We start from the raw sequence: 14,218 nt of genomic DNA, 5'->3' as shown, positions 1-14,218 counted from the left end.
GTGAGGTCGACGTCGGAGTGATCCGGCTTGACGCGGATCTTGACGTTGTAGTCGATGACGCGTTTGACCGCGACGAGTACTTTCATGATTTCCTCGCTTGGTTCTCGGTGTTGAACCGTCTTGAATCCAATGGTGCGACACTGCCGTCAGCACCTTCCTGTAACTGGCCGTCTGGAACGGCGTGGCATGCTCTTATCAATTTCATGCGAGCGTTTGATAGGTGCCACATCGAAAAAACTGTCTCAATGTGCCACACCCATGCACACGGCAACAATCCCATTATTGCCCCTTGGGCGAGACACCTGAACCTCATGGCGCCAAAGTCGCATGATCGCAGGGGGTGACCTTGTTGTTCTATTATGCCTATCATGAGGGCAGGCTAGAAGCAAACGACCGTTTTAAATCTTATCGACGTTAGTGGAACTTATCGATGTTAGTGTAGTGGCGCTCAACGTCGACACGGGCAGTGAGGAGAGAGCAGATGGAAGAACAAGTCGAACGCGATTCCATGGAGTTCGATGTTGTTATCGTGGGCGCCGGCCCCTCGGGTCTGGCCGCCGCGTGCCGGTTGATGCAGCAGGCCAACGAGGCGGAGCAGGAGTTGACGGTGTGCGTGGTGGAAAAGGGCTCCGAGGTGGGCGCCCATATCCTCTCCGGCGCCATCTTCGAGCCGCGCGCGTTGCAGGAGCTGTTTCCCGACTGGGAGGAGCGTGGCGCACCGCTGACCACCCCGGCCAGCCGCGACGAGGTCTACCTGCTCAAGGACGCGGAGAAGAGCCAGAAGCTACCCAATGCCCTGGTGCCCCGGTCCATGCACAACACCGGTGGTGATCTGACCCGCTATGTGATCAGCGCCGGCAACCTGTGCCGCTGGCTGGCCGAGCAGGCCGAGACGCTGGGCGTGGAGATCTTTCCGGGGTTTGCCGCTCAGGAAACCATCATCGAGGAGGGCGTGGTCAAGGGGATCCTGATCGGCGACATGGGAGTGGCCGCGGATGGCACCCCCAAGGATGGCCATATGCCGGGCATGGAGCTTCGCGCCAAGTACACGCTGTTTGCCGAAGGCGCCCGAGGTCACCTGGGCAAGCGCCTGATCCAGGAGTATGACCTCGACGCCGGCAAGGATCCCCAGCATTATGGCATCGGTCTCAAGGAGCTGTGGGACGTTCCCGCCGAGCAGCACGAGCCCGGCCTGGTTCTGCACGGATCCGGCTGGCCGCTGGACAAGCACACCCACGGTGGCTGGTTCCTCTATCACGGCGACAACCAGCAAGTGGTCGTGGGGCTGATCATGGACCTCTCCTACCAGAACCCCTGGCTCTCCCCCTTCGACGAATTCCAGCGCATGAAGCACCACCCGGTGCTGGCCAGGCATCTCGAGGGCGGCAAGCGTGTCGCCTACGGGGCCCGCGCTATCGCCAAGGGCGGACTGAACTGCCTGCCGAAGATGACCTTCCCCGGCGGCCTGCTGATCGGCTGCGATGCCGGCACCCTGAACTTCGCCAAGATCAAGGGGCTGCACACCGCCATGAAGTCCGGCCTGGTGGCCGCCGAGGCGGTATTCGAGGCGGTCGCCAAGGGCGACGAGGGTGGCCAGGAGCTAACCGCCTTCAACGAGAAGTGGGAAGCGAGCTGGGCATACGCCGAGCTCAAGGAGAGCGCCAGCTTTGGCCCGGCAATCCACAAGTACGGCACCGTCGGCGGCGGCGCCTACAACTTCGTCAACCAGCTGCTGGGTGGCAAGCTGCCCAATGTGCACGACACCACCCCGGACCATGCCGCACTCAAGCCGGCCGGCGAGTTCGAGAAGATCGAGTACCCGAAGCCCGACGGCAAGCTCTCCTTCGACAAGCCCTCCTCGGTCTTCCTCTCCAATACCAATCATGAGGAGGATCAGCCCTGTCACCTGAAGCTGAGTGACCCGGAGCTGCCGATCCGCGAGAACCTGCCGGAGTATGCCGAGCCGGCTCAGCGCTACTGCCCGGCCGGGGTCTACGAAGTGGTCGAGGGCGAAGACGGCAAGCCGATGTTCCAGATCAACTTCCAGAACTGCGTGCACTGCAAGACCTGTGACATCAAGGACCCGGCCCAGAACATCACCTGGGTGGCACCCGAAGGTGGTGGCGGACCGAACTATCCGAATATGTAAGAAGCCTCGCCGCTTCATGAAAACGCCTCCGCGACAGACTCGCGGAGGCGTTTTACTTTCTATCGGCTGCTAACGGCGATTAACCTCCGGTTGCCACCGGGCGGGCCGGGTCTTGTATCCATTCGCTCCAGGAGCCTGGGTAGAGCCTGGGCAGCGGCTTGCCGGCTATCGCATAGGCAAGGATGTTATGGCACGCGGTGACCCCAGAACCACAGTAGGCCACCAGCTCGTCGGCCTGTGGTAGCTCCTCGGCCAGACGTCCGGGGCTCTTGAAGCGCCCGCCCTCCTCCAGGTTGTCGGCACTGGGGCGACATAGCGCACCCGGGATATGACCCGCCACCGGGTCGATGGGCTCGACGTCACCGCGGAAGCGTTCGCGGCTGCGAGCGTCCACCCTCAGCACGCTGCTCGACTGCAGCGCATCCGCCGTGGTCCAGGTGTCGTCACGATAATCCGGGCACCAGCCGGAAGGGCTCGATGCCACGTCATCTCCCTCATGCAGCTCGCCACCATGGGCCAACCAGGCCTGGATGCCGCCGTCCAGTACCCGCACCTCGGGGTGGCCGGCCCAGCAGGCGAGCATCCACCAGGCGCGGGCGGCGGCCAGCTGGCCGCCCATATCGTCATAGATCACCACCGGCATGTCCGGCGTCACGCCAAGGCGCTGAAGCACCTCGGTGAACCGCTGCCGGTCCGGCAACGGATGCCGTCCCCCTGTCCCCGGGGGACCCGCCAGGTCACGATCCAGGTCGAGGTGTCGACTGTTCGGCAGATGCGCCTTCCACCATAGGCCATGGCCGGCGTCGGGATCACCAAGACGCGCTCGACAATCCAGCAGACGCGGTGGCCGGGTGCCCTCCAGGGCGTCTTCCAACTCCCCGGCGGTGATCAGGGGCTGATTCATGCATGACCTCCTTGCAGCAGTTCGATGGGCGCTCGTCGAGCGATCAGGCGTCGTCGCCCGGCATGCCGGAAACGCACCTCGATCACGGGATTGTCGGGGTCCCCCTCCACCAGATCGATCTCGCCCTCGCCAAAAACGGCATGACGCAGGCGCTGCCCGACGCCGAAGGCCTGCGAGGGAGCCATCTGATCGGTCGCCTCAGGCGTGACAGGCGTCAGCGACAACTCACGCCCCAGGGCGTCCAGATAGCGCTTCACCAGGTCCGGGCGCGATACCGCCAGTGGCGCTTTCCCTGCGTCGGCGGCAGCGTTAGCGTCATCCTCTTCGAGTCGCTTGGCCAGGCGATCGCACTCCTGCCAGGCACTCTCGGCGAGAAACCGGCTGGGACGATGATCGCCACCGTCATGGAGCAGCAGCAGCCGCTCTCGGGCACGCGTGATGGCCACATAGAAGAGCCTGCGCTCCTCCTCGAGACGCTGGGGGGATAGCGGGTTGTCGCGGGTGTAGTGGGGAAAGTCCTGCTCGTTGACACCGGCAAGCACCACCAGGGGCCACTCCAGCCCCTTGGCGCCGTGCACGGTGTTGATCAACACCCCGTCATCACGGCTCTCCACCGGCCGACTGAGCAGCTCGACAAAGGCCTCGGTGTCATTGCCAAGCTCTGCGGCCTGCTCCTTGAGCACGTCCAGCAGGCGAACATCCTCCTCGCCCTTGTCACGCCGCGCCGCGGCACGCTTGAGGACCCTCTCCGCATCGACCTCGGTCACCACATGGTCGAGCAGCTCGGCCGGCGAACGGGTCGTCAACCGCGGCAACTCACAGAGCAGCGCCCAACGCTTCTTGAGGGTACGTTTCTGATGTGGCTTGAGGGATGCCAGCAGCGGGTCTTGAGGCGCTGGCCAGCGCGGATCCTCCGCCAACCGGCGCGCCAGCGCCTCGAGTCGCTCTCGGGCCACGAAGGGTGTCGGCTGGGCGAACAGCAGAGCCAGGTGACCAGGGTCGCGCAGAAGCTCGGGAGTACATGCCAGCCTCAGGTAGCCGGCCAGTGCCTGCACCAGGGGCAGGCGAAAGACGAAACGGTCCTCCCGCGCCAGACGAAACGCCACTCCTTCGCGCAGCAGCGCGAGCTGCAGCGGCACCGACAGGGCCCAGCTACGTACCAGCACACAGGCTTCGTCGAGTGCCCTCCCCTGTCGCCGCCACGCGACCAGGCCCTCCAGCAGGCCACGACACCCCTGGCCCGCCCCGATCCGGGTCTGCGGGTTGCCGGGAGCCGCCAGGCACTGCTGGTCGGGGCGCCGCCGGTTGGCGTCGATGACGTGATTGGCGGCCAGTGCCAGGGCATGGCCATGGCGAAAGGTGGTGGAGAGTGGATAGTCCACCGCTACACCGAAGGTGGCGGTGAAACGCTGGAGCATGGTCTCCGGATGTGCTCCACGCCACTCGTAGATGCACTGGTTGGCATCCCCCACCGCCATCACCTCGGCATGCTCGCCGGCGAGCAGCGCCAACAGACGCTGCTGGGCAACATTGATGTCCTGATACTCGTCGATGATAACGTGGTCGAGATATCCCTGGATACGGCCGCGCAGGCCAGCATCGGCTTCCAGGGCTTTCAGGGGGCGATACAGCAGATCGGCGTAACCCATCAGGCCATGCTGCTCCAGCAGTGCCTCGACCTGCTCGAAGGCGGCCGGGAAGTAACGGGTCTCCTCGCCGTAATCCAGCCGCTCAAGCAACTCGTCGGCACTCACCATCTCGGCCTTAACCAGGCCACAGAAGTGCGCCAGCGCCTCGAGACGCTCGGCATCCAGCGCCGACTCACGCGCCTCGGTGTCCTGATCACCGAGCGCGAGCTGGGTGGCCTGACGCAGCAGGCGCTCGAGTTGCCAGTCGGCGGTCAGCAGCTGACGGGGCACCAGTGCCCCCCAGCGTGTCAGGCTGCCAGTCAATCGATGCCCAAGGGAGTGGAAGGTGCGAACATCGGGCAGCCGCTGGCCTGCTGGGGCCATGGCCGCCAGGCGGGCCTGGAAGTCCGCTCGTGCCGAACGGTTGAACATCAGCACCAGAATACGCTGAGGGGGAACCCCACGCTCGAGGAGCCGGAGCACCCTCGCCACCATGGTCGTGGTCTTGCCGGAGCCAGCGACCGCGGCCACACGCGCGTGCCCGGCGCCGTGTTCGACCACGGCACGCTGTTCCGCGGTCAGCCGCACGCCGCCTCGCCGTCTACCAGGCCCAGCGGATGCCAGGCGCCCCCACTGCGCAGCCCCACTGCCTCGCGACCATCCTCCAATGTGAAGGGGCTCGCCTCTTCGACCAGGCGGTAGAAGACATTGCGCCCCAGCCGGGCGGCCAGGCCGAAGCGTACTGTGACCTCGGGCACACACTCGCCGGCGGGGGTCTCGCTGAGGGTAAAGACATGCTGAGCATCCAGCGTCAGCCGGTCCCCCATATTGGTGGTCAGCCACCAGAGACCGTCGTCGCCATATTCGGCGTCAACGATCAGGAAGGGGCAATCCTCGACCCGAATCAGCTGCTTCTCGGCCGGCGTGACCAGTGCATGACGGCCATCGGCTTCACGTCGCAGGATGGTGGAGAGCAGCCGAACCAGCCGCGGCCGTGACATGACGGTGCCCTCATGAATCCAGCGACCATCGGCCGCGATCACCAGGTCCATCTCTCCCGCGCGCTCGGGATGCCAGTCATCCACCGGGGGGATATCCCCCTCGGGGTCTAGCCTTGCCACCAGCGGTTCCAGATCCATCATGGTGCTCCTACTTGACCAGGCCGGCACCCTGCAGGATGCCACGCATCTCCTCGGAGACCTCGGGGCTTGCGGCACGAAACAGCTGGTAGAAGTTGGCGGTGGTCTGCATGGCGACCTCCTCCACGCTGATTCCGCGCTCGGCGGCGATGCATTCGGCCACTTCGACCACCCAGGCCGGCTCATTGGGCTTGCCACGATGAGGCACCGGGGCCAGGTAGGGGCTATCCGTCTCGATCAGCAACCGGTCAAGCGGCACCTGCCGGGCTACCTCACGCAGTGATTTGGCGCTATGGAAGGTCACGATCCCGGAGAGTGAGATATAGAAGCCGTGGCGCACCGCCTCCCGAGCCATCTCGAGATCCTCGGTGAAACAGTGCAGCACGCCTCCGACCTCCGGGTTGGTATGCTCACGGATCAGTGCCAGTGTCTCGTCCCGCGCCTCGCGGGTATGGATGATCACCGGCAACGCAAGCTCGGTGGCAGCGATCAGCTGGCGGCGGAAGCGTTCGCGCTGAACCTCTCGTGACGGTACCTTGTCGGGGGCCTTCTCCAGGTAATGATAGTCCAGGCCACACTCGCCGATGGCCACCGCACCATAGCGGTCGGCGGTCTCCTTGATGGCCTCGACGGTCGGCTCTTCGGCCACCCGGTGCAGCGGATGAACCCCGGCAGAGATCACCACGTCGTCATGCTCGCGGGCGATGGCGGCAACGCCGGGTACCTCATCGAGGGTAACGCCGATGGCCAGGAACTGTTTCACCCCACGGGCTCGGGCGGCGTCCAGCGTCGCAGCGAGATCTCCACCATGGGTGGCGGGATCGAGGCGGTCGAGATGGCAGTGAGAATCAACGAACATGAAGTGAATTACCGATAGAGTGAATGGTGCCGATAGAGTGGATGGTACCAATCGCGTCAGAGCGTATAGGTCGGCGTGCCCTTGTCGAGATGACCGGCAAGCAGGCTCTCGATACGGTCGCGGACGACCTGGTCGGCGGCGCTGAAGTGGATACCGACCCCGGGAATGCGCCGGCCGCTGACACCTTCCGGCGAGACCCAGACGACCTGACCGGTGACCGGCACCCGTTCGGTTTCGCCGGGCAGCGTCAGCAGCAGATAGATCTGCTGGCCCAGCTCGTAGCGCTCACGTGTGGGAACGAAGATGCCACCCCGCTCGAGCACCGGCATATAGGCCGACAACAGGGTCTGGGTATCCTGGATATTCAGCGACAACGCCTTCTGAGCGACCATGGTTCTCTCCTCGATGTGCTTGCGGGGGACACGTCACGAACGCAGCAGTGCCGACCAGCGCACCAGCCAGGCTTCCAGCACCAGCTGTGGATTGGGGTTGCCGCCCGCCGCCAGCAGCCGTCGCTCCTCACGGGCGTAATCCAGCAGGCGAAACCAGTCGCGCACCCGGGCATTCTTGACCGCCTGGCGATAGAGGGGCAGCAGATCCGGGTTACACAGCCCGGAGGCATCACCGGAAAGTCCAAGGCGAATCAGGTCCTCGAGCCAGGCGATACCGTACCACAGGATGACATCGATGGATTGGCGGTCAAGCCGAGCCGCCTCGGCCACCGGCTCGCCTCCTCTTACCAGGGCCTCGAAGGTATCGACCAGCTGCTGACGCAGGGCCCGTGCCTCGGGGGTCGACAGGCTCACAGCCTGCAGTGGTAGCCCCCCGGCCACTCTCAGCCAGAATGTCGCCTCTTCCTTATCGCCGAGACGCTCGGCAAGCCAGGGCAGGCAGTCGGCCGGCTCGGGAATCGCCAGGCTCCAGTGCTGGCAACGCGACCGAATGGTCGGCAGCAACCGGGAGGGGATATCCGAGAGCAGCAGGAACAGGGTCCGCGCCCCGGGCTCCTCGAGGCTCTTGAGCAGGGCATTGGCGGCGGCGACGTTGAGCGCCTCGGCCGGCGCGACAAGAATGACCCGATAGCCTCCCTGCTGGGCGGTCTGAGCGACGAAATGGTTGACCTCGCGGATCGCATCGATGCGGATCTGGCGCTTGCCCTCCTCGAGCTCGACACTCATCAGATCGGGATGGTAGCCCGAGGCCAGCATATGGCAACCATGACAGCGGCCACAGGCCACCCTCCCGGGCGTGGCACACAACGTGCGGGCGGCCAGGGCGTCGACCAGCGAGCGCTTGCCGACCCCGCGGGGGCCCGAGATCAACAGCGCGTGGGGCAGTCGCCCACCGTCGGCCAGGCGAACGAGTTCCGCGAAGCGCTCGCCCAACCAGGGCAGTGGCTCCAGGGTCGTGACAGGCGTCGGGTTCAGCTCCGCCATACCGTCATCCTCGCCCCGAGCACCGCCTCGATCTGCTCGCCCACCGCCTCACGCGTGCGAGAGGCATCAATGATCGTGATCCGCTCCGGAGCCTGAGCGGCACGGGCCAGATAGGCCCGACGAACCGACTCGAAGAATTCGACACGCTCTTGCTCGAAGCGATCTCGCCGCTCGCCACGCTGCTCCAGGCGCTGCTGAGCCGCCCCCATGGGCATGTCGAGCAGCAGGGTCAGGTCAGGAGCAAGCCCCTGCTGAACGAAGGCCTCGAGTTCGGTGATGCGTGCGCTGTCGAGGCCACGCCCTCCCCCCTGGTAGGCGAAGGTGGCGTCGGTGAAGCGGTCGCATACCACCCAGGCGCCCCGTTCAAGGGCCGGGCGTATCACGCGCGCCAGATGCTGGGCTCGGGCGGCAAATACCAGCAGCAGCTCGGCGTCATCATCCAGCGGTTCGGGCTCATCCGGGTCGAGCAGCAGGCGCCGGATGGCCTCGGCCCGCGGTGTCCCTCCCGGCTCACGAGTCTGGACCACCTCCAGGCCCCGTGCCTCCAGCCATGCCACCACCCGCGCGAGGTTGGTGCTCTTGCCGACCCCCTCGCTTCCTTCCAGGGTGATAAAGCGGCCCCTCGCCGGTGTGTTCCCGGTGTTCCTCGCTGGCCGTTCGGGGTGCTTGTTACCCATGCCTGCTCCAATCAGCGGTTGCGGATATAGCGATTGACCGCATTGTTGTGCTCACGCAGCGTGCGCGAGAAGTGGTGCGTTCCGTCGCCCTTGGCCACGAAGTAGAGCGTCTCCCCGGGCAGCGGGTCGACCGCGGCCTCGAGGGCCGCCCTGCCCGGCAGGGCGATCGGGGTGGGGGGCATGCCGTCGATCACGTAGGTGTTGTAGGGCGTGGACTCACGCAGATCGGCACGGGTGATATTGCCCGCGTAGCGCTCTCCCATGCCGTAGATCACCGTGGGGTCGGTCTGCAGGCGCATGCCACGCTCCAGGCGACGCTTGAACACGCCCGCGATCTCGCGCCGCTCCTCGGGGGCCCCCGTCTCACGCTCGATCAGCGAGGCCATGATCAGCGCCTCGTAGGGTGTCTCGAAGGGCAGGTCATCGGCACGCTCTGCCCAGACCTCATCGAGGGTGGCCCGCATGCGCGAGTGGGCCTGCTCGAGCAGCTCCAGGTCGCTCATGCCCTTGTGATAGAGGTAGGTATCAGGAAAGAACCACCCCTCCGGGTGCTCCCCCTCGCGGTCGAGCAGCGCCATGAACTCATCGTCTGTGAGCCCCTCGGTGCGATGCTCCAGCTTGGGTGCCGCGTCCAGGGCGTCACGCATCTGGCGGAAGGTCCAGCCTTCGGGGATGGTCAACGGGTAGGTCACCAGCTGCTCGCTACCCAGACGCTCGAGGAGTTCACGACCGCTCATGCCGGGCTCCAGCCTGAACTCTCCGGGTCGCAACTGCGGCAAGCTCTGGGGTTCGAGGCGGGCCAATGCCCGAAAGGCCCAGGCATCCTCGATCACGCCCTGGGCTACCAGCTCGCTTACCACCTGATGGTAGCCAGCACCGCGCGGCACCTCGTAGAGCGTCGGCTCGCTGATCGCGATGGGGGCCGCCAGACGCGACTGCCAGTAGCGATAGCCGCCGAACAGGGCCGCTATGGCCATCACGACCAACAGCAGCAGGATGATCAGCACTCGCTGCATTGGGATCCTCTTGATTCAGTAGGTTGAAGGGTAGTCGTAACCCAACAGGCCGTGGGCCTCGGCCTGAAAGCTACGATGCTGCCTTCCAAGCGTCCAGCGACGACGGACCCTGCCCATCACATCATCCAGGCGGACAACCGGCCAGACCCCCTGTACGGAGTTGCCTAACCAGACCGCATCAGCCTGGGCCAGCGCCTCTTCTCCTGCCTCGACCTCTTGAATCTCGCCGCGGGATATCAGCGCCTCCCGCAGTGTCCCCGCCACCCCGCAACGGGCGAGTGACGGCGTCTCGAGGCGGCCGGCGCGGAGCCAGAAGAGGTTCATGGCGGTAGCCTCGATCAGACGCCCGGAGTCGTCGCTGAGCACGCCTTCGGCGATGGCGTCGTCATCCCACTCGGCGCGCGCCAGCACATTTTCCAGACGATTAAGGTGCTTGATTCCCGCCAGCACTGGCTGGCAGGCGAGGCGGAGCCGACAGTGGCGAATCCTGACGCCCTTGCGCCAGCGCGACTCGGCAGGGGTAAAGGAGGCAAGCTGCCAGCGCAGGCGCGGCTCGGGGGTCGCCGGCGGGCGATAGCCTCGCCCGCCACTGCCACGGGTCAGGGTCAGCTTGAGCACCTCGAGCCCACTCCCCGCCTCCGCCAGCGGAAGCGCCAGGTCATGCTCCGCAGGCATCGGGATACCCAGCACATGACAGCCTCGGGCCAGCCGCGCCAGATGCTCATCCCACAACAGCGGACGCCCGTCCCTGAGCAGGATGGTCTCGAAGAGACCGTCGCCGTAGGCGGCGCCGCGATCATCCAGCGGCCAGCTGGCCTGCTCCCTCACTCGCCTACCGCCATGCTCAGACCCGGGTGAAGATCAGGGTGCCGTTGGTACCACCGAAGCCGAAGGAGTTCGACAGCGCCACGTCAATCTTCATCTCGCGGGCCGTATGCGGCACATAGTCGAGCTCGCAACCCTCCTGGAGGTTGTCCAGGTTGATGGTGGGCGGCGCGACCTGGTCGCGAATCGCGAGAATCGAGAACACCGCTTCGACGGCTCCCGCGGCACCCAGCAGATGGCCGATCATCGACTTGGTTGAGCTGACCGCCACCGACCTTGCCGCTTCACCCATCACACGCTGTACGGCGCGGCTCTCGGCGAGATCCCCTGCGGGAGTCGAGGTGCCGTGGGCGTTGATATAGTCGATCGCTGCCGGCTCGAGCCCCGCGTCATGCACGGCATTTGCCATGGACTGGGCGGCGCCGCTGCCGTCCTCGGGGGGGGCGGTCATGTGGTAGGCGTCATCGCTCATGCCGAAACCTGCCATCTCGGCATAGATGGTGGCCCCGCGTGCCTTGGCGTGCTCGTACTCCTCCAACACCAGCACACCGGCACCGTCGGAGAGCACGAAGCCGTCACGATCGCGATCCCAGGGGCGACTGGCCGCCTCGGGGTCCTCATTGCGGGTGGAGAGCGCGCGCGCCGCCGAGAAGCCACCCAGCCCCAGCGGAGTGGTGGCCATTTCGGCACCGCCGCACACCATCACGTCGGCATCTCCGTAGGCGATGGTCCGCGCACTGTAGCCGATGTTGTGGGTGCCGGTGGTGCAGGCCGTGGTGATCGCGATATTGGGGCCACGGAAGCCGTGGCGAATCGCCAGGTTGCCGGAGATCATGTTGATGATCGAACCGGGCACGAAGAACGGCGAGATACGCCGCGGTCCGCTCTTGATCAGGGCATTGTGATTGTGCTCGATCATCGGCAGCCCGCCGATTCCCGAGCCGATGGCTACGCCGATGCGGTGAGCATTCTCGTCGCTGCACTCGAGGCCGGCATCCTGGATCGCCTGAGCCCCGGCCGCCATGCCGTACTGGATGAACAGATCCATCTTGCGCGCATCCTTGGGGTTCAGATAGGGACTGATGTCGAAGTCCTTTACCGAACCGCCGAAGCGCGTGTTGAAGCCGCTGACATCGAAGTGCTCGATGGGAGCAATGCCGCTGTTGCCGGCCACGATATTGCGCCAGCTCTCTTCCACGGTATTTCCCACCGGCGTGACCAGGCCCAGGCCCGTCACCACTACTCGTCTACGTGTCATCAGCGTTCCTCCAGGCGTCCAGGATGATCGCGACCCTCATGCGGGCCGCCTATATCAGGCGCATTATAACGGCTCTCCCTTCGACATGCCGCCCCGAGAGGGTATTCGCATGTCGTTCGGGTGCGAAAAAGCCGCCCTTGTGGGCGGCTTTCCTGGGGGCCGTTCCGGCGAAGGCGGCCCCGAGCATCAGCAAGCGGTATCGACCGCCACCAGGCTTACTGGTGGGCGTTCACGTAGTCGATGGCTTCCTGGACGGTGGTGATCTTCTCGGCTTCCTCGTCGGGAATTTCGGTATCGAACTCCTCCTCAAGCGCCATGACCAGCTCGACGGTGTCCAGGGAGTCGGCGCCCAGGTCCTCGGTGAAGGAGGAGCTGTTCTGGATGTCCTCTTCCTTGACGTTCAGGCGCTCGGCCACAACCTTCTTAACGCGCTCTTCGATGGTGCTCATTATGACGTACTCCAGTCGTTCACATTGGCCGTCCAGAAGACCAGCCGTTTGGGGTTCCAGATCCGCAAGCCGGAAGCTGCGGGGTAGTGTATAGAGCCCCCGGGGCCGGCGCAACCACCGGACCCGGCACCTCTCAACGCATGTTCATGCCACCGTTAACATGCAAAATCTCGCCGGTAATATAACTGGCCGTCTCGCCGGTAAGGAACCCTACCGCCGCGGCGATCTCCTCGGGCTGGCCGAGGCGCGAAAGCGGAATCTGCCCGAGCAGCGCCTTGTGCTGCTCCTCGGGCAGCGCCTCGGTCATGTCGGTGGCGATAAAGCCGGGCGCCACGGCATTGACGGTAATGGCGCGAGACGCCACCTCCCGGGCCAGCGCACGGGTGAAGCCTTCCATGCCCGCCTTCGCGGCAGCATAGTTGGTCTGACCCAGATTGCCCATGCTCGCCACCACCGAACTGATGCTGACGATGCGACCGAAGCGCGCCCGCGTCATGCCACGCAGACAGGCCTTGCTGACACGATAGACCGACTTGAGGTTGGTATCGACGACGTCATCCCACTCCCCTTCCTTCATGCGCATCAACAGGTTGTCACGCGTGATGCCGGCATTGTTGACCAGAATGGTCGGGGCACCGAACTCCTCGCCGATCGCCTTGACCACCTCGTCGACGCTGGCCTGATCGGTGACATCCAGGCGCCGACCGGCACCCTGGATACCCTGAGCCCTGAGGTCGGCATCGATCCTCTCGGCGCCGGCATCGCTTGTCGCGGTGCCGATCACGATGCGCCCCTGGCGACCCAGCTCATGGGCGATGGCCCGACCGATGCCGCGACTGGCCCCGGTGACCAGGGCAACTCTGGTTTCGCTAGTCATGAAAAGTATGCCTTCGTTCTTTGGAAAGAGATCAACCGTTGCGGGAAGTCACGCCGCGTGCCAGCTCCAGGGCCGCATCGAGGCTGTCGGGGTCGTTGACCGCCAGCCCCTTGCTGCCCCGAACGATGCGCTTGCCCAGCCCGGTCAGCACCTTGCCCGGCCCGCACTCGATGAACACCTCTGCGCCACGCTCGCCAATGGCCTCGATGCAGGAGGTCCAGCGTACCGGACGATAGAGCTGCTCGATCAACCGGGTGCGCAGCGTTTCGACATCGGCATGGGCCTGGGCGTCGACATTCTGGATCACGGTATAACGCGGCGCCTTGAGTGTCACCTCGTCCATGGCCGCGGACAGCCGCTCGGCGGCGGGCTCCATCAGGGCACAGTGTGAAGGCACGGAGACCGGAAGCGGCATGGCACGCTTGGCACCCGCCGCCTGACAGGCGGCGATGGCGCGCTCGACGGCGGCCTTGCTACCGGCAATCACGACCTGACCCGGGGCATTGTAGTTCACCGCCGAGACCACATCGCCCTGGGCCGCCTCGGCACAGGCCTGTTCCACCACGGCATCATCGAGGCCCAGGATGGCCGCCATGCCCCCCTGCCCCGCCGGCACCGCCTCCTGCATGGCCTCACCACGCAGCTTGACCAGCCTGACCCCCTCGGCGAAGGGCATCACCCCGGCACAGACCATGGCACTGTACTCTCCGAGGCTGTGCCCGGCCATGGCGCCTGGTCGCGGCCCCTCGAGCTCCTGCCAGACACGCCAGATCGCCACGCTGGCGGCAAGCAGCGCGGGCTGTGTGCAGGCGGTCGCGTTGAGCGCTTCGGCGGGCCCCTCCTGGACCACCTTCCAGAGATCGTAGCCGAGCGCCTCCGAGGCCTCCTCGAAGGTCGCACCCACGACGCTGTAGCGCTCGGCCAGCTCCCGCAGCATGCCGACCTGCTGGGAGCCCTGCCCGGGAAACACGAGGGCGAGCGGTTGAGTCATATTGGTCACC

General features: G+C 65.4%; 14 protein-coding genes and 1 pseudogene. 1 reads left to right on the top strand and 14 read right to left on the bottom strand.

All coding sequences use genetic code 11. From position 1 onward, the window contains the following. A pseudogene (locus tag Q0894_RS13700) lies at positions 1-86 on the bottom strand (electron transfer flavoprotein subunit beta/FixA family protein); the annotation flags it as partial. 380 nt (positions 87-466) lie between these two features. Between Q0894_RS13700 and Q0894_RS13695 the strand changes: the two are divergent. Beyond that, positions 467-2,149, top strand: a complete 1,683-nt coding sequence (locus tag Q0894_RS13695; protein ID WP_299236321.1) for an electron transfer flavoprotein-ubiquinone oxidoreductase — start codon at positions 467-469, stop codon at positions 2,147-2,149. Positions 2,150-2,228: 79 nt separating this feature from the next. Here Q0894_RS13695 and Q0894_RS13690 read toward each other — a convergent pair whose 3' ends face one another. The 13 genes from Q0894_RS13690 to fabD form a co-directional block, all read right to left on the bottom strand. Beyond that, positions 2,229-3,053, bottom strand: a complete 825-nt coding sequence (locus Q0894_RS13690) for a sulfurtransferase (RefSeq protein ID WP_299236319.1) — start codon at positions 3,051-3,053, stop codon at positions 2,229-2,231. Then, a complete protein-coding gene (locus Q0894_RS13685) occupies positions 3,050-5,269 on the bottom strand; it encodes an ATP-dependent helicase (protein WP_299236317.1) in 2,220 nt (739 codons plus the stop codon). Before Q0894_RS13685 ends, Q0894_RS13690 begins: the two co-directional genes overlap by 4 nt. Continuing rightward, positions 5,260-5,823, bottom strand: coding sequence for a DUF1285 domain-containing protein (locus tag Q0894_RS13680; protein WP_366131026.1), 564 nt, complete (start codon positions 5,821-5,823; stop codon positions 5,260-5,262). The genes Q0894_RS13685 and Q0894_RS13680 overlap by 10 nt, the downstream gene beginning before the upstream one ends. Before the next feature lie 7 nt (positions 5,824-5,830). Further along, a complete protein-coding gene (locus Q0894_RS13675; protein WP_299236315.1) occupies positions 5,831-6,679 on the bottom strand; it encodes a TatD family hydrolase in 849 nt (282 codons plus the stop codon). Positions 6,680-6,735: 56 nt separating this feature from the next. After that, entirely contained in the window at positions 6,736-7,071 is a 336-nt protein-coding gene (locus Q0894_RS13670; protein ID WP_132044754.1) for a PilZ domain-containing protein, read from the bottom strand. Between the two features lie 33 nt (positions 7,072-7,104). Further along, positions 7,105-8,115 carry a DNA polymerase III subunit delta' gene (locus tag Q0894_RS13665; protein ID WP_299236312.1) on the bottom strand — a complete coding sequence of 337 codons (1,011 nt, stop codon included), beginning with the start codon at positions 8,113-8,115 and terminating at the stop codon, positions 7,105-7,107. After that, positions 8,103-8,792 carry a dTMP kinase gene (gene tmk, locus Q0894_RS13660; protein WP_299236310.1) on the bottom strand — a complete coding sequence of 230 codons (690 nt, stop codon included), beginning with the start codon at positions 8,790-8,792 and terminating at the stop codon, positions 8,103-8,105. Before tmk ends, Q0894_RS13665 begins: the two co-directional genes overlap by 13 nt. 11 nt (positions 8,793-8,803) lie before the next feature. Further along, entirely contained in the window at positions 8,804-9,808 is a 1,005-nt protein-coding gene (gene mltG / locus Q0894_RS13655; RefSeq protein ID WP_299236308.1) for an endolytic transglycosylase MltG, read from the bottom strand. Positions 9,809-9,823: 15 nt separating this feature from the next. After that, positions 9,824-10,636, bottom strand: a complete 813-nt coding sequence (gene pabC / locus Q0894_RS13650) for an aminodeoxychorismate lyase (RefSeq protein ID WP_299236306.1) — start codon at positions 10,634-10,636, stop codon at positions 9,824-9,826. 16 nt (positions 10,637-10,652) lie between these two features. Further along, positions 10,653-11,891 (bottom strand): beta-ketoacyl-ACP synthase II, encoded by a 1,239-nt coding sequence (gene fabF / locus Q0894_RS13645; protein ID WP_132044764.1) that lies wholly within the window; start codon positions 11,889-11,891, stop codon positions 10,653-10,655. A gap of 215 nt (positions 11,892-12,106) precedes the next feature. Beyond that, positions 12,107-12,340: an acyl carrier protein gene (gene acpP / locus Q0894_RS13640; protein WP_008956801.1), complete on the bottom strand. Its 234-nt coding sequence runs from the start codon at positions 12,338-12,340 to the stop codon at positions 12,107-12,109. Between the two features lie 133 nt (positions 12,341-12,473). Further along, entirely contained in the window at positions 12,474-13,217 is a 744-nt protein-coding gene (fabG, locus tag Q0894_RS13635) for a 3-oxoacyl-ACP reductase FabG (RefSeq protein ID WP_299236304.1), read from the bottom strand. A gap of 31 nt (positions 13,218-13,248) precedes the next feature. Further along, entirely contained in the window at positions 13,249-14,208 is a 960-nt protein-coding gene (fabD, locus tag Q0894_RS13630) for an ACP S-malonyltransferase (RefSeq protein ID WP_132044768.1), read from the bottom strand. Between the last annotated feature and the right edge of the window lie 10 nt (positions 14,209-14,218).

This window comes from uncultured Halomonas sp. (assembly GCF_947501415.1).
Taxonomy (GTDB): Bacteria; Pseudomonadota; Gammaproteobacteria; order Pseudomonadales; family Halomonadaceae; genus Halomonas.
Note: the sequence above shows the minus strand (reverse complement) of the source record. Positions and strands in the feature narration are given on the sequence as shown.